The sequence below is a fragment of the Streptomyces sp. NPDC031426 genome (assembly GCF_055581585.1).
Map to the genome: position 1 here is coordinate 175,685 of NZ_JBVIJE010000008.1, position 18,488 is coordinate 194,172.

General features: G+C 72.8%; 16 protein-coding genes. 9 read left to right on the top strand and 7 right to left on the bottom strand.

Annotated elements, in window-relative coordinates:
* Window positions 1–80: 80 nt before the first annotated feature.
* Together ACZ5NH_RS18575 and ACZ5NH_RS18580 are read left to right on the top strand one after the other, a co-directional pair.
* Complete coding sequence (locus ACZ5NH_RS18575; protein ID WP_468776492.1) at window positions 81–1,343, top strand: cytochrome P450; 1,263 nt, start codon at window positions 81–83, stop codon at window positions 1,341–1,343.
* Window positions 1,340–2,131, top strand: a complete 792-nt coding sequence (locus ACZ5NH_RS18580; RefSeq protein ID WP_468776495.1) for an enoyl-CoA hydratase/isomerase family protein — start codon at window positions 1,340–1,342, stop codon at window positions 2,129–2,131. The genes ACZ5NH_RS18575 and ACZ5NH_RS18580 overlap by 4 nt, the downstream gene beginning before the upstream one ends.
* On the opposite strand, the gene ACZ5NH_RS18585 is transcribed toward ACZ5NH_RS18580, so the two are convergent.
* The gene (locus tag ACZ5NH_RS18585) at window positions 2,132–2,605 is read right to left on the bottom strand and encodes an SRPBCC family protein (protein WP_468776498.1); all 474 of its coding nucleotides are present in this window, start codon (window positions 2,603–2,605) and stop codon (window positions 2,132–2,134) included. It lies immediately after the preceding gene.
* A 68-nt stretch (window positions 2,606–2,673) separates the two neighbouring features.
* Window positions 2,674–3,504 carry a DeoR/GlpR family DNA-binding transcription regulator gene (locus ACZ5NH_RS18590; RefSeq protein ID WP_468776500.1) on the bottom strand — a complete coding sequence of 277 codons (831 nt, stop codon included), beginning with the start codon at window positions 3,502–3,504 and terminating at the stop codon, window positions 2,674–2,676.
* A gap of 292 nt (window positions 3,505–3,796) precedes the next feature.
* Here ACZ5NH_RS18590 and ACZ5NH_RS18595 point away from each other — a divergent pair, with 292 nt between their 5' ends.
* Window positions 3,797–6,118, top strand: a complete 2,322-nt coding sequence (locus tag ACZ5NH_RS18595; protein WP_468776503.1) for a hypothetical protein — start codon at window positions 3,797–3,799, stop codon at window positions 6,116–6,118.
* A gap of 37 nt (window positions 6,119–6,155) precedes the next feature.
* Here the strand turns inward: ACZ5NH_RS18595 and ACZ5NH_RS18600 are convergent, their stop codons facing one another.
* From ACZ5NH_RS18600 to ACZ5NH_RS18615, 4 genes are all read right to left on the bottom strand, one after another.
* Entirely contained in the window at window positions 6,156–8,594 is a 2,439-nt protein-coding gene (locus tag ACZ5NH_RS18600; RefSeq protein WP_468776505.1) for a right-handed parallel beta-helix repeat-containing protein, read from the bottom strand.
* A gap of 232 nt (window positions 8,595–8,826) precedes the next feature.
* A complete protein-coding gene (locus ACZ5NH_RS18605; protein ID WP_388628908.1) occupies window positions 8,827–9,432 on the bottom strand; it encodes an Rv1733c family protein in 606 nt (201 codons plus the stop codon).
* A gap of 184 nt (window positions 9,433–9,616) precedes the next feature.
* Entirely contained in the window at window positions 9,617–10,441 is an 825-nt protein-coding gene (locus ACZ5NH_RS18610; protein WP_468776509.1) for an MOSC domain-containing protein, read from the bottom strand.
* Between the two features lie 44 nt (window positions 10,442–10,485).
* On the bottom strand, window positions 10,486–10,923 hold the full coding sequence (locus tag ACZ5NH_RS18615) for a DUF6643 family protein (protein ID WP_450982586.1): 438 nt from the start codon (window positions 10,921–10,923) through the stop codon (window positions 10,486–10,488).
* Between the two features lie 286 nt (window positions 10,924–11,209).
* On the opposite strand from ACZ5NH_RS18615, the gene ACZ5NH_RS18620 reads away from it, so the two are divergent.
* Window positions 11,210–12,523: a TerD family protein gene (locus ACZ5NH_RS18620; RefSeq protein ID WP_468776512.1), complete on the top strand. Its 1,314-nt coding sequence runs from the start codon at window positions 11,210–11,212 to the stop codon at window positions 12,521–12,523.
* A 6-nt stretch (window positions 12,524–12,529) separates the two neighbouring features.
* Here ACZ5NH_RS18620 and ACZ5NH_RS18625 read toward each other — a convergent pair whose 3' ends face one another.
* Entirely contained in the window at window positions 12,530–13,723 is a 1,194-nt protein-coding gene (locus ACZ5NH_RS18625; RefSeq protein ID WP_468776937.1) for a glycosyltransferase, read from the bottom strand.
* Between the two features lie 39 nt (window positions 13,724–13,762).
* Here ACZ5NH_RS18625 and ACZ5NH_RS18630 point away from each other — a divergent pair, with 39 nt between their 5' ends.
* From ACZ5NH_RS18630 to ACZ5NH_RS18650, 5 genes are all read left to right on the top strand, one after another.
* On the top strand, window positions 13,763–14,548 hold the full coding sequence (locus ACZ5NH_RS18630) for a glutamate racemase (RefSeq protein ID WP_388628898.1): 786 nt from the start codon (window positions 13,763–13,765) through the stop codon (window positions 14,546–14,548).
* 94 nt (window positions 14,549–14,642) lie between these two features.
* A complete protein-coding gene (locus tag ACZ5NH_RS18635; RefSeq protein ID WP_388628895.1) occupies window positions 14,643–15,188 on the top strand; it encodes a hypothetical protein in 546 nt (181 codons plus the stop codon).
* A gap of 196 nt (window positions 15,189–15,384) precedes the next feature.
* Window positions 15,385–16,995 carry an apolipoprotein N-acyltransferase gene (gene lnt, locus ACZ5NH_RS18640; RefSeq protein ID WP_468776517.1) on the top strand — a complete coding sequence of 537 codons (1,611 nt, stop codon included), beginning with the start codon at window positions 15,385–15,387 and terminating at the stop codon, window positions 16,993–16,995.
* Between the two features lie 89 nt (window positions 16,996–17,084).
* Window positions 17,085–17,564 (top strand): NUDIX hydrolase, encoded by a 480-nt coding sequence (locus ACZ5NH_RS18645; protein ID WP_468776520.1) that lies wholly within the window; start codon window positions 17,085–17,087, stop codon window positions 17,562–17,564.
* 54 nt (window positions 17,565–17,618) lie between these two features.
* Window positions 17,619–18,434, top strand: coding sequence for a 3-hydroxybutyrate dehydrogenase (locus tag ACZ5NH_RS18650; RefSeq protein ID WP_468776522.1), 816 nt, complete (start codon window positions 17,619–17,621; stop codon window positions 18,432–18,434).
* Window positions 18,435–18,488 lie beyond the last annotated feature (54 nt).

Consider the following 18,488-nt stretch of genomic DNA (forward strand, 5'->3'; position numbering starts at 1 on the left):
ACTGTCAGGAGCATGATGGGGGAGAGGGGAAGGGTAGGTTCCGGCGGTAACGGTAGCGCCCAGCCACAAAGGAGCTTCGCGTGACCGCCGTTGGCGTCATACGCGGTACCACCACCGACCGCCGAGCCGTCATCCCTCTCCTTCGCCGGCTCCGTTCCGACGAAGGACAGGCAAACCCCCTCCCCATCTGGGACGAACTGCGCGCACTGGGTGAAGTGGTGCCCGCTCCCTGGGGCGGGTACTTCGTGACCGGATTCGACGCCTGCAACCAGATCCTGCGCGGCAGGAACTGGCTGGTCCCGGACTTCGCCTGGCAGCAACGCCGGCCCGACATAGCACGCTGGCAGGAACCGGCGACCCAGGAGATGACGCGGACGCTGTCCCGCCTCAACCCGCCCGAGCACACCCAGCGGCGCCGCGCCCTGGGCAACCTCTTCGACCGCGGCACCCTCGACGCCATGCGGCCCCGGATCGCCGCCCATGTCACCGAGCTCCTGGACCGCCTCGATTTACAGCTGCGCGCCCACGGCGAGGCCGACTTCGTCACCACGGTCGGCGAGCGGCTGCCCGTCCACACCGTCGGCGACTGGCTCGCCATCCCGGCCGGGCACTACCCGCACATCCTGGACTTCACCCATCGGCAGGTCCACGCCCAGGAACTGATCCCCACCAAGAGCGAACTGGCCGTCTCGGGCCAGGCCACCCTGGAGATGCGGGCCTATTTCACCGGTCTCATCGCAGACCGGAGGGCCCACCTCGGCGACGACGTCCTCAGCGACTGGATCCGCTACTGGGACGGGCAGTACCCCGGCGACCGGGCGGCCGCCGACCAGATGCTGTACGACCTGACGATGTTCATCACCATCGCCTCCCTGGAAACCACCGCGACCCTGCTGACCAACGCGGTGTGGTTCCTGACCCAGGACCCCGCCCGGGCCGACTGGCTGCGCGGACACCCGGAGGACCTCGACGACGCGATCGAGGAGGTGCTGCGCTACGACCCGCCGATCCACCTCAACTCGCGCTTCGCCGCCGACGACACGATTCTCGCCGGTGTCCCCATCGCCAAGGACACCACCGTCCACGTCCTGTACGGCGCCGCCAACCACGACCCGCGCCGCAACCCGGACCCCCACCTCTTCGACATCCGTCGCAGGGGCGCGCATCTCACCTTCGGCGGCGGCGTCCACTACTGCCTCGGCTCGGGCCTGGCCCGCCTGGAGGCCCGTCTCCTGCTCGCCCAGCTGCTGGAACGATTCCCCACCCTGCGGCCGACCGCAGGACCGACGTATGCGAACCGGATGGTCTTCCGGCGCATCACCTCCCTGAAAGTGACCACATGACCGCCCTCCCCCTCACGACCCTCCCGGCCGCCGCCGAACGGCGGACCCTGCGGACCCACCGGGAGGGTCCCGTCCTCACCGTCGAGCTGAACAACCCCGAGCAGGGCAACACAGTCACCGACGCCCTGCTGGACGACCTGATGGCGGTCCTCCAGGACCAGGACCCGGAGGTCCGGGTGCTCGTGCTCACCGCGAGCGGCGACGACTTCTGCCTCGGCGGGGACCGCGGCGAGTCCGCCCGGCATGTCGCCCACGACCCCACGGGCAGCGGCATCCGTATGTCGGGGACCAAGGCGCGGCGCGTCTGCGAGGCGCTGACCGCGAACCCGGCCGTCACCATCGCGCGCGTCCACGGCAAGGCCATCGGGGCGGGCTTCGCCCTCGCGCTCGCCTGCGATCTGCGGGTCGGATCCGAGGACGCGTCCTTCCGGCTGCCCGAACTCGCGCTCGGGCTGCCCACCGCGTGGGGCGGCCTGCTGCCCCGCCTCATCAACGAGGTCGGCGCCGCCCGCGTGCGCGAGATAGTCCTCACCGGCCGGGCCATCTCCGCGGCGGAGGCCCAGTCCCTGTCCATCCTGCAGAAGGTCGTCCCCGCTCACGAGCTGGACACGGCCGTCGCCGACTGGGCCAGGCCCATCGTCCGCCGCCCCCAGGCGGCCCTGCGCGTCACCAAGACCCTGCTCAACTCGCTGTCAGCGGCCTCGCGGCTGGCCGATGTCTCCGCGCTGGACGCGGAACTGATGGCAGCGGTCGTGACCGAGTCACAGCTCGCCCGCGGCGCCGGCTGATCAGCGGCTCGCCAGGCGGCGGTCCAGGGACGTCACCGCGTCGCGGAAGGCGCGCCCGAGACCAGGCCGGGCCAGCCCGAGGACGAACCGCAGCGGCGCCGTCCCGTCGGCGGCGAAGGTCCACCGCACCCGGGTGCCCGTGCCCAGAGGAGTCAGGCGCCACTCCTCGACCAGGGCACGGACGCCCGGCGCGTTGGTGGCGTCGACACGGTAGGCGTACACCTCGGGCGCCTTGGCCGCGAGCACCGTCTCCTCGAACCGGATCCCGCCTCTGAGCCGGATCTCACGCCCGGCGCCGCCGTCGGTGGCCCGGGCGAGCGTCACCGCCGAGAACCACTGCGTCCAGCCGGGCACGTCCTCCGCGAGCGCGCGGAAGACCTGCTCGGGGGACGCGGAGACCTCCCGCGCGAAGACCAGACGCACGGGCGCGGTCCCGACGAAATCGAGGTCCACCGGGCGCAGACGACGAGCCATGGACATAACCCCCTTGTGCCACTCCCGCAGGGCGGTCGACCGGGCGGCCAACCATAGCTGACAGACCCTCAGATGTCTGCGTCGTCTTCCCCGGGCTCGCCCGCCACCACCACCCGCAGGTGCTCGGAGATCTCCACACGCGCCTCGGCGGGCAGGCCCGCATCGGTCACCAGCGTGTCCACCTGCTCCAGCGCGGCGAACGAACTCAGGCCCACCGTGCCCCACTTGGTGTGGTCGGCGACCACCACGACCCGGCGCGCGGAGTGCACCAGCCGCCGGTTCGTCTCCGCCTCGGCGAGGTTCGGCGTGGACAGTCCGGCCTCGAGCGATATGCCGTGCACACCGAGGAACAGCAGATCGAAATGGAGGGCGGCGATCGCCTGGTCGGCCACCGGTCCCACCAGCGAGTCCGACGGGGTGCGCACGCCGCCGGTCAGCACCACCGTGGCCGCGCCCTGCCGCTGGCCCGAGGTCCGCTGCGCCGCGTGGAAGACATCGGCGACCCGCACCGAGTTCGTCACGACGGTCAGATCGGGCACCTCCAGCAGTTGCTGGGCGAGCGCGTACGTCGTCGTACCACCGGACAGGGCGATCGCCGTGCCCGGGGTGACCAGCTTGGCGGCGGCGCGTGCGATGTCCTCCTTGGCCGTCAGCTCCAGACCCGACTTCGCCTCGAACCCGGGCTCGTGCGTGCTGGCCTCGACCACCGGAACCGCACCGCCGTGCACCTTCTCCAGCACGCCCTGGCGGGCGAGGGCGTCCAGATCACGGCGTACGGTCATGTCCGACACGCCGAGCTTGCGGGTCAGTTCGTTGACCCGCACACCGCCCCGGCGCCGGACCTCGTCCAGGATCAGGGCGCGGCGCTGCTCCGCGAGGAGGTTCTGATTCTCACTCACGTACGCTCCGGTCCTTTCGCCGCCATCCGTCCGACACGCCCGGCGCACCGCCCCCGACCAGGAGATTCCGGCCGGCCGGAGATGCGCGGGCGTCCCATCTTTTCACGGGTCGGCACCGGTTGCGCCACCACCTGTCACGACGCGCACATGCCAGCTCCGCCCCGACGCCCCGGACCACCGTCACACGGATCGGGGAGATTCCGTGACGAGCGGTGTACGACACCCCCGGACCGGAGATCCTGAGACGCGCATCGGCACAGTGCTTCGGGCGCGTCACGGGGGTGCGACAACAGTGGACGGCGCACAGGAAGGCCACGGCGAGCGGCGGACGGACGCCGAGCTGGAGCTGCTCGTGCACGGAGTGGGCGGAACCACCCCGGAGAAGATGCTCGGTGACCCGCACACGGTCCGGGTCACCGGCGACGACACAGCCGCGATCTTCCGGCGCGCCGAGGACACCGGGACCAGGAGAGAGCCACGCGACGGGCCCGTCCGGGAGGCGTACGTCTGGTGCAACCTCACCTCCGGCGACAGCAGCCGCGCCCTGTGGCTGTTGCTGCTGCCGTTCATGGTGGTCAACCTCGCCCACTGGATGCGCCCCGCCGCGGCCGGCCGGCACCGCACGGTCCGCCTGTACGGCCTCCTGGTACGGCTGGCCGCCCTCACCCTGACCGTGCTGCTGGTGGCTGCCGCCTGCGAGGTGGCCCTGGACCTGGCTGCCTGGCAGTGCGCCGGCGTCCGGTCCTGCGCCCACCGCAACTCCTGGCTGGCCTTCCTCGCACCCCCGGCGTCCACGGGCCCCGGCGGGCACGACCCCTGGTGGAGCCTGCCCGGCCGCCGGCTGGCGCTCGCCGCGCTGGTGCCGACCGCGCTGACGGTCCTGCTCTGGTACCTCTCCCGCCGGACCTGGAGCGCGTACGAGTCCCACCGGCCGATGACCCACGACCCCGAGCCGGACACCGACGGCAGCGCGCTGACCAGGCCCGGCTTCTGGTACGGGCGCCGTCTCGTGGCCCGGCTGCGCGCAGCGCACACCGCGGCGGCCCTGCTGACCGTCGCCGCCGCCGTCGCGGCCCCCGCGGTCCGCTTCGACCACCGGCCCGGCGGTCCCGCCACCCTGGACATCCTCGGCCGGCTGCTCACCGGGGCCCTGCTGGCCTGGGCGGCGACGGCCGTGGGTGTCGTCTGCCGCCGGGGCCGCAGCGAGAACCGCCTCGACCAGCGGCTCGACCGGCACCTCGTACGGCTCCTGCCGCTCGGCGCGCTCGCCCTGCTGCTGCTCACCGTGGTCTACGCCGGCTGGGCCCGGCCCGGCTGGCGGTCCACCGGGCGGCTGCCCGGCGACACGGCCTTCGGCGCCCTCATGCTGGCCCAGGGCCTGCTGGTCGTCGCCCTCGCCGTCGTGGCCGGGAGCCTCCACCGCCGCGGCCCCGATCCGCGCTCCGGCATGCGGGGCCTCGGCGGACCGGCCGTCGCGCTGCTCGCCTGCGCGCTGGGCGGTGTGATGTCCGGCGGGGTCGCACAGCGCGTCGCGGACTGGCTCGACGGCACGCACGCCGCGCTCCCGGGGCCGCCGGTCCTGCTCACCTGGCAGGCGTCCACCATCCCGCCGGCCCTCGTGGTCCTGCTGCTCCTGGCCGTCCGGCTCGGGCTCGGCACCGCCCGGCTGGCCCGCGCCGAACGCGACCGGGTCCGCCACGAGCATTCCGGCGAACCCGAGGATCCGGGCCGTACCCGGACCATCGCCCACGTCCGCGCCATGGCCACCCTCACCGACCGGGCGCCCCTCGTCGTCGCCGTGCTCACCGCCACCACCCTGCTGCTCGGCGCCGTGGCGCTGGCCGGCGCGCTGGCCACCCGGAAGACCCCCGACGGAGCCGCCCGCCGCACCTACGACGCCCTGCAGTCCGTCGCCGAGACCTCGCAGGCGCTGGGCTCCTGGCTGGTCGGCCTCGGCTTCGTCCTCTTCGTGACCTGGGGCAGGCGCGCCTACCGGGACGCCTCGGCGCGGCGCACGATCGGCATCCTCTGGGACGTCGGCACCTTCTGGCCGCGCGCCGCGCATCCCTTCGCGCCACCGTGCTACGCGGAGCGTGCGGTGCCGGACCTGACCTGGCGCATGGCCACCTGGACCCAGCACACCGGGGGCCGCCTGGTCCTCTCCGGCCACTCCCAGGGCAGCGTCCTGGCCGCGGCCGCCGCCTGGCAGCTGCCCCCGTCGGTCCGCGGCCGGATCGCGCTGCTGACCTACGGCTCCCCGCTGGAACGCCTCTACGGCCGCTGGTTCCCGGCCCACTTCGGACCGCCGGCGCTCGCCGCCCTGCACCGCGACGTCGCCTGCTGGGGCAACCTCTTCCGCGGCACCGACCCCATCGGCGGGCCCGTCCGCGTCCCCGACGACGACACGCCCGAGGTCGACCACGGCCCCCTGCAGGATCCGCTCGCCTACGGCCGCACGCCCGCGCACCCTCTGCCCGCGCCCATCCTCGGCCACTCCGACTACCAGGCGGACCCCGCCTTTTCCCGGGAACGCGCACATCTGCTGGACCGGCTGCGCCCCGAGCTGCCGGGGCCACGGCCGGAACCCACGCAACACCGGGCCGACGCCGGCTAGGTCCTGTCGTCGAACTCCCGCCGTCCGCCCGGGGTGCTCAGGGCAGTTCCGGAAGGTCCTCCGCGTACAGCAGGGTCAGATCGTCGGTGCTGGGGTCCGCCAGCTGTGCGACGCGGCTCGCGTGCCGTTCCACCATTGCCTCGAAGGTCTGCCGGGCCGTGCGGCCGTTGCCGAACGCCGGGCCCTTCGGGATGGCCGTGAAGTACTTCAGCAGCGCCTCGGACGCGCCCGGCGTCAGCCGGTACTCGTGCTCGTCGGCCTGCTGTTCCACGATCCGCAGCAATTCCTCGGGGCCGTAGTCGCCGAAGGTGATGGTGCGCGAGAAGCGGGAGGCGACACCGGGGTTGACGGAGAGGAAGCGCTCCATCTCCGCGGTGTAGCCGGCGACGATCACCACCACCGCGTCCCGGTGGTCCTCCATCAGCTTCACCAGCGTGTCGATGGCCTCCTTGCCGAAGTCGCGCCCGGCGTCCTCCGGCGACAGCGCGTACGCCTCGTCGATGAACAGCACACCCCCGCGCGCCCTCTCGAACGCCTCCTGGGTGCGGATCGCCGTGGAACCGATGTGCTCGCCGACCAGGTCCACCCGGGACACCTCCACCAGGTGTCCCTTCTCCAGCACACCGAGCGAGGCGAGGATCTCGCCGTAGAGGCGGGCGACCGTCGTCTTGCCGGTGCCGGGCGAGCCGGTGAAGACCAGATGCCGCTTGACCGAGGCTGCCTTCAGGCCCGCCTGCCGGCGGCGCCGCCCGACCTCGATCATGTCGGTCAGCGCCCGCACCTCGCGCTTGACGCTCTCCAGGCCCACCAGCCCGTCGAGTTCCCCGAGCACGTCCTTCGACGTCCGCACCGGCTGGGCCGGCTCGGCGGCGGCGACCAGCGGCTCCTGCTCCGTACTGCGCTGCCCCGGGATCGAACCGAGCAGCCCGGGGGAGTGCGACACGGTCTCCACGGCGGTCTCCCGGGCCGCGGGCGGCCGCAGTCCGCCGCTCTCGTCGCTGGTGCAGTCCTCCACGACCGGGCCCGTCCCGGACGTGGCGTCCGGGCCCGCGTCGGCGAACTCGTAACCGCCGCGCGCGCAGCGTTCCGTACGGCACTTGCGCAGCGTCGCCCGGCAGCCGTCGATCACATGGAAGCCGTAACCGCCGCTGCCGCTGACCCGGCAGTTCAGAAAGCTGCCGCGGCCGCCCGCGGAGACGTAGAAGCCCGCCTCGGCGGGGGAGGCGACCGTGCAGCGCTCGATGGTCGGGTCGGCACCCTTGGTGACGATGACGCCGGTCTGGGTGCCGTCCAGGGTGCAGTTGTTGAGCGTGCCGCCGCTGCCGTGGTCGCGGAACCACGCGCCGGTCGCCGCCTCCCTGATGCGGCAGTCGTCGAGCTGAGCGGTCGCCCCGTCGCTCACCGACACCGCCGTGTTGCGCACCTGCGACAGATCGCTGTCCACGACGTCCGCGCGCGAACCGCGGTCCAGCACGAACAGGGCGTCCGGCACGTCGTGCACCCGGCAGGAGTCGAGGACGGCCGTGGCGCCGTCGCTGACCCACACCGCCGGATAGTCGCCGGTGCTGTCGAAGATCTCGCACTGGTGGGCGTCCACGCGGGTCCCCGGGTCCCACACCGACAGGCCGTTGCGCCCGAACTGACGGACCGTCGTGCGGGTCAGTGTGAGCACCGAACGGGAACGCAGGTCGACCGCGTTCTCCGGGATGTCGTGGATGTGGCAGTCGGCGAGCGTGAGCACCGCGTCCGTGTCCAGGGTGACGCCGTCGGCCGTCGTGCGGTGCACATCGCAGTCGGTCAGATGCGCCGTCGCCCGCTGGGTGACCTGTACGCCCGAGCCGCGGACCTCGTAGATCTCACAACCCACCGCCTCCAGCGCGGAGTTCTCGCCCGTGGCGGTCATCCCGGTGCCGGAGGCGTGGTGCACACGGCAGCGCTCCAGACGTGGATGCGCACCGCCGCGGACGGCCACGCCCGCCTGCCCGGCCGCGACGACCTCGCACTCCTCGAACACCCCGCTGCCACCGTCGAGTACGGCGATGCCGATGCCGGCCGGGTTGTCGACGGTGCAGCGGCGCACGGTCGGGCGGGCGCCGCCGCGCACCTCGATGCCCGCGGCGGACCGGGTCACGATCCGCATGTCCATCAGCTCGGGCGTGCCCTCCTCGACCAGCAGCGCGGGCGCCGCCGCGTCCTGGCCCTCCACATGCAGGTCCTGCACCACGGCGGAGGCACGCACGGTGAGCGGCACCCCGTCCACGGGCGCGATCCGCACCGAACCGGGGGAGCCCTCCGGGCCACGGAGCGTCACCGCCCGCTGGAGCACGAGGTTTTCCCGGTAGGTGCCCGGGGCGATGGTGAGGACGTCGCCGTCGGCGGCGGCCTCCAGGGCGGCGGCCAGTGATGCGTACTCGCCTGTGCGGCGCCGCCACCGCGACGTACCGGTGTGCGTCACCTGGACCGTGCCCTGTGCCATGGCGTTGCTGTGCCCCCACCTAGTCGTACTGATGGCTCGCTCCCGTAGGGGCCTTGCCGCCGGTGCCGGGACCGCGACCGTGCTCAGCCCCTGGGGCCGATGCGCGTTCGCGCTACCGAAAACCTGCGCGTGCCCCTGCGGTTCGCTCACCCGCGGGTTGTCGCCGAAAGCGCTTCGGCCGGTCCACCGTAGCGCGTGCGTCCATGGTGGGTTGACCAGAGCCGGAAGGCCGTCAGCAGCCGGTGCCCGCCTTGCCCCAGTCCGGGCCCGCCCGGTCCCAGGCCTGGTCCCAGCGTGCGTACCGTCCGCGGACCATGCGCCACACCGTCAGCCGTCTGCCGCCTTCGACCAGGCCCGCGACCAGCAGAGCCGCGCCGATCCCGGCGAGCACCGCGTGTGTCGTGGCGGTGGGGGAGTCCAGCGGGCGGGTCGTTATTCGGCCGTGCGGATCCGTCCAGAGTCCGAAGTGGTCGCCCGCCTGCGGGGACTTGAGCCCGGCCAGGGCGGGGCCGTGCCGGCGGGTGCCGTCCGGCGCGGTCCAGTTCGCGAGGACACGGCTGCGGGACTCGCGCGCCGCCGTGGTGTCGGGGTCGGTCTCCAGCGGGGCCTCGTGCAGGTCGCGCACCACCGTGGCCATGACGAGGTGGCGCGTGTGCCGCTGCTCGCGCACGGAACGCTGCAGCGAGTCCTGGGCGGCGGCGCCGACCAGACAACCGACCACGGGCGCGGCCGCGGCGACCAGCACCAGCGCCACGAGGGCCACCCATGCCTCGGCCAGGTCGGTCACACGGCGCAGCGGATTGTGCCGCCAGCGCCACAGGCCACTGATCGCCCGCATCTCCCCACCCCCTTACGCCCCGTCATAACCCCCGGCGCGGGAGCGCATCCGCGGCCCGGAGCAAGAGAGAGCGACATCACGTCCACCGCGGACGGTCACGCACGCGGTTTCTCACGAAGGTCTCATGTCTCCCAACGACCGGGACCCGCCCTCGGTTCCCCGGCCGTGGTGCCGCCGTCGCGCGCTATCCCAGCACCCGCACCGGGTCCCCGACCCTGATCGTGCCGCGCGAGAGGGGCGCGAGGTTCTGGCCGAAGAGCAGCCTCGATTCGACCTTGCGGTGACGTGCCAGGGTGCGCAGGGGCTCCCGGCCGCGTACGGCGGTGTCCTGGTCGACGGTGGTGACGACGCAGCGTCCGCTCGCCTTCGCGACGCGGAAGACGACCTCGCCCACGGAGATCCGGGACCAGCGGTCCTCGGCCCAGGCCTCGGTGCCGGCGACGACGACGTTCGGCCGGAAGCGGTTCATCGGCAGCGGGCCCTCGGCGGCGTGCGCACCCTCGGCGATCAGGGAGTTCAGCGCGTCGAGGGAGGCCGCCGTGGCGACCAGCAAGGGATAGCCGTCCGCGAAGCTCACCGTCTCGCCGGGCAGGGCGTACTCGGGATCGACGGGGCGGCGGGTGGCCGGGTCGTCCATGTGGACCAGGCGGACGTCCGCCCGTAGAAAGGCGCTGCACCAGGCGTGCGCGGCCGCGGCCGCCGGGACCGCCTCGACCTTGGTCCCGAAGATGTTCACCGGCACGGTCCCGGCCGGCTCGGGCACCGACACCGTCAAGGGTGCCTGGCCGGGTGCGGACAGACGAACGCCGCCGCCGGCCTCGGGCTCGGCGGCGGCCAGCGCGAGGCGCGGCTGCTCGCGCTGTGTGACGACCTTTCCCCCGTCGTCGATCAGCGTCCAGCGCCGGTCACCGGCCAGGCCCCAGGGCTCCACGACAGCCTCCCGGGGTGCGTGCCCCCGGAACGCCTTGACCGGATGAACGTGGATCGACTGCACTACGGCGTTTTCCATGCCGCCATCGTGCCAGCAGGCACCGACAGCGGCCGGCGCGCCGGTCAGTAGCCGCGGTACTGCTGGTTGTTGTACGGGTCCTGGTAGGGAGCCGGCGCGGGCCGCGGCGCGGCCGGGCGCATCGCCTCGTAACCCGTGCCCATCCCCATCGGGCGCTGCTGCTGGGGGGCCTGCGGGCCGGGGTAACCCCGCGGCGCGGCGGCCTGCTGCGGGATGTACGCAGTGGGCGCCTGCTGCAGGGGCGCGGGCTGCGGCGTGTGCGGGTAGCCGTAGGCCGGAGCCTGCGGGGAGGGTGCCGCCGGGAGGGCGGGCAGGGCCGACGGCAGAGCGGGCAGGCTGCTGCCCGAGTCGTAGGCGGCGGGGACCCGGATCGGGGCGATCTGCGGGGTACCGCGCTCGGCGACGAGCGAGTCGTAGATCGGGGTGTCCGGGAAGGAGGCGGAGTAGTAGCCGCCACCATAAGTGGAGCGGGGGGAGGTCATGGCACATAAGTTAAGCCCACGATGTGCTCGTTGGGGAGACCGATAAGAGGGTTGTTTTCCGAGTCGGCAGTGACCTGGGATCCCCAATCCGAGCGAACTTGGCAAAAAGGGACGTCAGTCCGCGCTTTAATCGTGTAAAGGGCGAGTTCATGCGGGGTTACCGGGAGTTGACCGGCGATCTTTCTGTGCCGGTCGTGGGTGTTCGCCGCACCGGCGAATAGGTTGTGCTGGTAGGGATGACTGGACGGCCGAGGGTGTACGGAAGCCGACACGGATGGGGGCGGGCATGTCCATGCTGAAAGGGGCGAACGCGCCGGTGCCGACCACGGCGCTGCGCGTCGAACTGGGCTGGCGCTCCGGACCCGGCGTACCCGACGCGGACGCCTCCGCGCTGCTGCTCGCCACCGGGAGGGTCCGCTCCGACGACGACTTCGTCTTCTACAACCAGCCCGCCCATCCCTCCGGGGCGGTGCGCCACGAGGGCAAGCGGACGGCCGCCGCGGGCGTCACCGACACCCTGTCCGTGGACCTCGCGCGCGTGGAGGGCGCGATCGAGCGGATCGTCCTCGCCGCCTCCGCCGACGGCGGGACCTTCGGGCAGGTCCCCGGCCTCTACATCGAGGTGACCGATGCCGTGAGCGGCCAGGCGGTCGCCCGCTTCGACAGCCCGGGCGCGACCGTGGAGACGGCCTTCGTGCTCGGGGAGTTCTACCGCCGTCAGGGTGGCTGGAAGTTCCGCGCTGTCGGCCAGGGCTACAGCAGCGGGCTGGAGGGCCTCGCCACGGACTTCGGCATCACCGTGGACAAACCCCAGCACGCCGCACCGCCCGCCGCGGCGCGTCCGGTGACTCCGCCCCCGCCTCCGGCCCCCCTACCGCCACTCCCCTCCACGCTGCCGCCCGCGCCCGCGTCGCCCCCGACCATGCCGGCCGCGCCCGCGCCCCCTCCGGCACCCCAGCCCGTCCGTCTGTCCAAGGTCACCCTCACCAAGGCGGCGCCCTCCGTCTCGCTCGCCAAGCAGGGCGGAACCTCCGGTGCCATGCGGGTGAACCTCAACTGGCAGATGCGTGAACAGTTTTTCGGCCGGGGCGGCCGGGGCGGCCGGTGGGGAGGCGGGCGAGGAGAGATCGACCTCGACCTGTGCGCCCTGTACGAGCTCGCCGACGGCCGCAAAGGGGTGGTACAGGCCCTGGGCAACGCCTTCGGTTCGCTGCACCGGCCGCCGTACATCCACCTGGACGGCGACGACCGCACCGGTGCCGTGGCGAGCGGTGAGAACCTCACCGTCAATCTCGACCACAGGCAGGACTTCCGGCGCATCCTTGTCTTCGTCACCATCTACGAGGGCGCCGACTCCTTCGCCGACCTGCACGCCACCGTCACCCTCCAGCCGCAGCACGGCGCCCCGATCGACTTCTCGCTCGACGAGTGCGCCGTGCCGTCCACGGTGTGCGCGCTCGCCCTGATCACCAACACGGGCGGCGACCTCCTGGTGCAGCGGGAGGCGCGGTATCTGGTTCCGGAGCGTGGAGTGAGCCCGCAGCGGACCATAGACCGCGCCTACGGCTGGGGGATGAACTGGACGCCCGGCCGCAAGTGACCGGGCTCAGCCCTCGTCGGCCACGGCATCCGGACGCGCGTACGTGCGGCCCTTCCAGGCGGCCCCGCGCCCCCGGTAGTGCTGCACGGCCGAGTCCACCGTCATCAGCAGATACAGCGACGCGGTGAACGGCAGCAGGGGAGCGAGCCACAGCGGCTGCCGGTAGTAGCGCAGCATCGGCGCGTACGTCCCCGCCATCACCGCCCACGCCAGAGCGCCGACGACCGCCGTTGCCGTACTACCGCTCGCCGCTCCGACGATCACCGCGGCGGGCGGCACCAGGTACACCAGCGCCAGCCCGGCGACCGTACCGAGGAGCAGCAGCGGGTTGTGCCGCAGCTGGGCGTAGGCGCTGCGCGCGACCATCCGCCACAGGTCGTGCAGCCGCGGATACGGCCGCACGCTGTCCACCCGGTCGGCCAGCCCCAGCCAGACGTGCCCACCGGCGCCCTTCACCGCGCGTGCCAGCGCCACGTCGTCGATGACGGCGTGCCGGATCGCGTCCGGGATGCGAGCCCGCTCCGCCATGTCCGCGCGCAGCAGGACACAGCCGCCCGCCGCCGCGGCCGTACGTGAGCCCTTCCGCCCGATCCGGCGGAAGGGATACAGCTGCGCGAAGAAGTAGACGAACGCGGGAACCACCAGCCGCTCCCACGCGCTCGCCACCCGCAGCCGCGCCATCTGCGACACCACGTCGAAGCCCCCGGCCCGGGCCGCCGCCACCAGCGCGCGCAGGCTGTCCGGCGCGTGCGCGATGTCCGCGTCCGTCAGCAGCAGGTACTCGGGGTCACGCGCGCGTGCCAGGCCGATGCCGTGCCGCACCGCCCACAGCTTGCCCGTCCAGCCCGCCGGTGGCTCGCCCGGAGACCCCACGGTCAGCGGCAGTCCGCCGTGCCGCCGGGACAGCTCGCGGGCCAGCTCCCCGGTGCCGTCGGTGCTCCCGTCGTCCACCAGGACCACCTCGGCCCGCCCCGGATAGTCCTGCACCAGCAGCGACGGCAGGCTCGCGGGCAGCACGGCGGCCTCGTCGCGAGCCGGTACGACCACACAGACGGACGGCCACGCGTCCGGCTCCCGGCGCGGCGGCAGCCGGACGTCCGTGCGCCAGAAGAAGCCCTGGCCGAGCAGCAGCCAGCACCATGCGGCCAGCGATACGACGGTGATCCACAGCAGGGCGCTCACGCCCGCAGTCTGCCCCACCGGAGGGGGCCGCAAGGCCCGATCGTCTATCGTGGCCGGGTGAAGATCGCGCTCATGGACTCCGGAATCGGCCTGCTCCCCGCCGCCGCCGCGGTACGGCGGCTGCGGCCCGACGCGGATCTCGTGCTCTCCTGGGACCCCGACGGGATGCCCTGGGGGCCGCGCACTCCGGAGGACATCACCGAACGGGCCCTCGCCGTGGCCGAGGCCGCCGCCGCCCATGAGCCCGACGTTCTGATCGTCGCCTGCAACACCGCGTCCGTGCACTCCCTGCCGGTGCTGCGGGGCCGCTTCGAACCGGACCTGCCGATCATCGGCACCGTCCCCGCGATCAAGCCGGCCGCCGCGGGCGGCGGGCACGTCGCGATCTGGGCGACACCCGCCACCACCGGAAGCGCGTACCAGCGGAATCTGATCGACCAGTTCGCCGCCGGTGTGACCGTCACCGAGGTGGCCTGCCCCGGTCTCGCGGACGCGGTGCATCACGCGGACGAGAGCGGGATCGACGCCGCGATCGCCTCGGCCGCCGGCCGCACCCCCGAGGACGTGACCACCGTCGTCCTGGGCTGCACCAACTACGAGCTGGTCGGCGAGCGCATCCGGGCAGCCGTCCAGCGGCCCGGCCGACCGCCGCTCGCCCTGCACGGCTCCGCCGGGGCGGTGGCCGCGCAGGCCCTGCGCCGGATCGGCGCGGATGCGGCCCCGGCCGCCGTCGCCGACACCACCCTCACGGTGCTCCTCAGCGGTCGCGAGGCCACGCTCCCGGAGACGGCGCTGTCCTATGCGGAAGGCCGTTTCCTGGAGGCGGTCAGCCCCGTCCGCTGACCTCGCACCACAGGCGGGCCGCCCTGGCCCACCTGGGTCAGTCACCGTCTGCCACGCCCTACCCGCGCAGGGAAACCTGAGTAACCTCATGAATATGAGGGACGACCGCCACGCCGACGACGGCCCGAACCCCGAGGTCTGGACCGGGCGCGCCACGAACCGGGTCCAGTGGCTGCTGGCGCTGGTGGGCGCCGCCTGCATGGCCCTCGGTATCAAGCTGGCCGTGGACTCGGCATGGACCTCGGGCATCGCCCCGCTGGCGATGTCCGTCGTGGGCTGCATCGCCGCCGGTCTCCTGGTCCTCTTCGGCACCCTCGCCTTCGTGCACGTCGACCTCAGGCTCGACAAGGAGTGCCTCGAGATCCGCTGCGGCCACATGGGGCTGCCGCGCCGCCGCATCCCGCTCTCCCATGTGGCCGGCGCCGACTTCACCGCCCTTGTCACACCCCGGAACTGGGGCGGCTGGGGTTACCGGTGGCGCCCTGAGAAGGGCACGGCCGTGGTCGTACGCCGCGGCGAGGGCATCGTGCTGCGCCTGTGGGACGGCCACACCTTCACGATCACCGTGGACAACGCGGAGTCGGCGGTACGGGTCATCAGGGCCCGGCTGCGGACGATCACTCCGGGTTCGGCCCGCTGAGGCCACGCGCCGCGCATGCCGCGCAGGGCATGACACCGCTCAGAGCCGGGGCTCGCGCGCCCACGGCCGCGCCGTCGCCCATCCGGCCAGCAGCCCGGCGCCCACGGTCACCAGGCACAACCATGGCCGGTGGCGTCGGTCCCGGCCCGCGAACCGTGCTGTCGGCGGCGAGGGCAGCCGCCGTACACTCACCCGGGTGACCGTCACCGCAACTTCCGTGGACCAGCCGGACCAGCTCCAGCCGTCCCCCGCGCCCAGCGCGTTCCGCGGCCGCCTGCTCCGCCTGGTCCCGGCCGTCGCCTCCGCGCTCTGTGGAGTGCTGCTCTACGTCAGTTTCCCGCCGCGCACCCTGTGGTGGCTGGCGCTGCCCGCCTTCGCCGGGTTCGGCTGGGTGCTCCGCGGTCGTGGCTGGAAGTCGGCCCTCGGCCTGGGCTACCTCTTCGGGCTCGGCTTCTTGCTGCCGTTGCTGGTGTGGACCGGTGTGGAGGTCGGTCCTGGTCCCTGGCTGGCCCTCGTCGCCATCGAGGCGATCTTCATCGCCCTCGTCGGCGTCGGTGTCTCCGCCGTCTCCCGACTGCCGGCCTGGCCGGTGTGGGCGGCCGCCCTCTGGATCGCGGGCGAGGCGGTACGCGCGCGCGTGCCCTTCCGGGGCTTCCCCTGGGGCAAGATCGCGTTCGGGCAGGCGGACGGCGTCTTCCTGCCGCTGGCCGCTGTGGGCGGCACACCGGTGCTGGGCTTCGCGGTCGTCCTGTGCGGATTCGGTCTGTACGAGGTCGGCCGGCTGATCGCCGAGCGGCGCCGGACCCAGGTCGTACGGCGGGGCGCGGCCGCCGCCGCGCTGCTGAGCGTGGCGGTCCCGGTGGCGGGCGCGGTCGCCGCACGGCCGATGGTGAGCGACAAGGCCGAGGCCGGCACCCGGACCGTCGCGGTCATCCAGGGCAATGTGCCGCGCTCCGGGCTGGAGTTCAGCGCCCAGCGGCGGGCCGTGCTCGACTACCACGTCCGCGAGACGTTGAAGCTCGCCGCCGACATCAAGGCGGGCAAGACCCCGAAACCCGACTACGTGCTGTGGCCGGAGAACTCCTCCGACATCGACCCCTTCGCCAACCCCGATGCGGCCGCCGTCATCGAGGGCGCCGCCAAGGCCGTCGGTGCGCCCATATCGGTCGGCGGTGTCGTGGAGCGCGACGGCGAACTGCTCAACGAGCAGATCCTCTGGGACCCGGCCAAGGGACCCACGCAGACCTACGACAAGCGGCAGATCCAGCCGTTCGGCGAGTACCTTCCGCTGCGCGGGCTCGTCGGCGCGATCAACAAGAACTGGACCGGCATGGTCCGCCAGGACTTCAGCCGCGGCAGCAGTCCGGGCGTGTTCGACATCGACGGCGCCAAGGTGGGCCTGGCCACCTGCTACGAGGCCGCCTTCGACTGGGACGTGCGGGACACGGTCACCCATGGCGCGGAGATGATCTCCGTACCGAGCAACAACGCGACCTTCGACCGCAGCGAGATGACCTATCAGCAGCTCGCCATGTCCCGGATCCGCGCCGTCGAGCACAGCCGCACCGTCACCGTGCCGGTGACCAGCGGCGTCAGTGCGGTCATCATGCCGGACGGGAAGATCACCCAGCGGACCGGCATGTTCGTGCCCGCCTACCTCGTCCAGAAGGTGCCGCTGCGCACGTCCAAGACGCCCGCCACCGAGCTGGGCATCCTCCCGGAGATCGCTCTGGTGCTGGTCGCCGCGGGCGGTGTCGGCTGGGCGATCGGGTCCGGACTGCGCCATCGGCGCGCCGGGGGCGCATAGCCGTACGACCGGCATACGCCCCCTGAAATGGTGCGTGCGGCCACTGAACTGCCAGGAGGACATGGGTCCGGCCCGTTAGGGTCGGGCCCATGGCCACTCCTGACTTCATCCGCACGCTCCGGGCCTCCGCCGGCCGGCAACTGCTCTGGCTCCCCGGGGTCACCGCGATCGTCTTCGACGACGAGGGCAGAGTGCTCCTGGGCCGGCGGACCGACACCCGCAAGTGGTCGGTGATAGGGGGCATCCCGGAACCCGGTGAGCAGCCGGCGGCCTGCGCCGTGCGGGAGGTCTTCGAGGAGACGGCGGTGCACTGCGTGGCCGAGCGGGTCGTCCTCGTCCAGGCCCTGGATCCGGTCACCTATCCCAATGGTGACCAGTGCCAGTACATGGACATCACCATCCGCTGCCGGGCCGTGGGCGGCGAGGCGCGGGTCAACGACGACGAGTCCCTGGAAGTGGGCTGGTTCCCGGTGGACGCGCTGCCCGAGCTCAACGAGTTCGGCCACTTCCGGATCAAGCAGGCCATATCTGGCGCACCCACATGGTTTGCCCCTACGACTGTCGGCTGAAGTATGGGTGGTCGCCATATGTGGTGACGGGTGAGTGCCACCTAGGGTCGGCACATGACCTCGTCCAGCCTCTCGCCCGGCCTTCGCCCTCAGCCCCTCGCCCTGGATCTCGGCGGCCGCACCGCCCTCGTCACCGGCGCCGCAAGCGGCATCGGCCGCGCCTGCGCGCTGCGGCTGGCGGCCGCCGGTGCGCGGGTGCGGGCCGTCGACCGGGACACGGCCGGCCTGGCCGAGCTGGCCCAGCAGGTGGAACGAGCCGGTGACCTGCCGGGAGCCGTCGAACCGCACGCCGTGGACCTCACCGACCTCGACGCCGCCGAACGCGCCGCCGCCGGCGCCGATGTGCTGGTCAACAACGCGGGCCTGCAACTGGTGCGCCCCATCGAGGAGTTCCCGCCCGAGGTCTTCCACACCGTGCTGACCGTGATGCTGGAGGCGCCGTTCCGTCTCATCCGCGGCGCCCTGCCGCACATGTACGCGCGGGGCTGGGGCCGGATCGTCAATGTGTCCTCCGTCCACGGTCTGCGCGCCTCCGCCTACAAGGTCGCCTATGTGGCCGCCAAACATGGTCTGGAGGGCCTGTCGAAGACGGCCGCTCTGGAAGGCGCCGCCCATGGGGTGACCTCGAACTGTGTGAACCCGGCCTATGTGCGCACGCCCCTGGTGGAGAAGCAGATCGCCGACCAGGCGCAGGCGCACGGCATCCCCGAGGAACGCGTGCTGTCCGAGGTCCTGCTGAAGGACAGCGCACTCCAGCGGCTCATCGAACCGGAGGAGGTCGCCGAGGCCGTGGCCTACCTGTGCAGCCCGCAGGCGTCCTTCGTCACCGGCACCTCGCTGGTGCTCGACGGCGGGTGGACGGCCCACTGAAGCGCCCGGCAGTGCCCGGCCCGGAAGTTTTCCACAGGCCTGACGGGCCGAGCG

Excerpts from the sequence above, each read along its gene's own strand:
- ACZ5NH_RS18580 (WP_468776495.1), top strand. The coding sequence starts at position 1,340 with ATGACCGCCCTCCCCCTCACGACCCTCCCGGCCGCCGCCGAACGGCGG.
- ACZ5NH_RS18585 (WP_468776498.1), bottom strand. The coding sequence starts at position 2,605 with ATGGCTCGTCGTCTGCGCCCGGTGGACCTCGATTTCGTCGGGACCGCG.
- ACZ5NH_RS18600 (WP_468776505.1), bottom strand. The coding sequence starts at position 8,594 with ATGGCACAGGGCACGGTCCAGGTGACGCACACCGGTACGTCGCGGTGG.
- ACZ5NH_RS18605 (WP_388628908.1), bottom strand. The coding sequence starts at position 9,432 with ATGCGGGCGATCAGTGGCCTGTGGCGCTGGCGGCACAATCCGCTGCGC.
- ACZ5NH_RS18610 (WP_468776509.1), bottom strand. The coding sequence starts at position 10,441 with ATGGAAAACGCCGTAGTGCAGTCGATCCACGTTCATCCGGTCAAGGCG.
- ACZ5NH_RS18615 (WP_450982586.1), bottom strand. The coding sequence starts at position 10,923 with ATGACCTCCCCCCGCTCCACTTATGGTGGCGGCTACTACTCCGCCTCC.
- ACZ5NH_RS18620 (WP_468776512.1), top strand. The coding sequence starts at position 11,210 with ATGTCCATGCTGAAAGGGGCGAACGCGCCGGTGCCGACCACGGCGCTG.
- ACZ5NH_RS18635 (WP_388628895.1), top strand. The coding sequence starts at position 14,643 with ATGAGGGACGACCGCCACGCCGACGACGGCCCGAACCCCGAGGTCTGG.
- ACZ5NH_RS18645 (WP_468776520.1), top strand. The coding sequence starts at position 17,085 with ATGGCCACTCCTGACTTCATCCGCACGCTCCGGGCCTCCGCCGGCCGG.
- ACZ5NH_RS18650 (WP_468776522.1), top strand. The coding sequence starts at position 17,619 with ATGACCTCGTCCAGCCTCTCGCCCGGCCTTCGCCCTCAGCCCCTCGCC.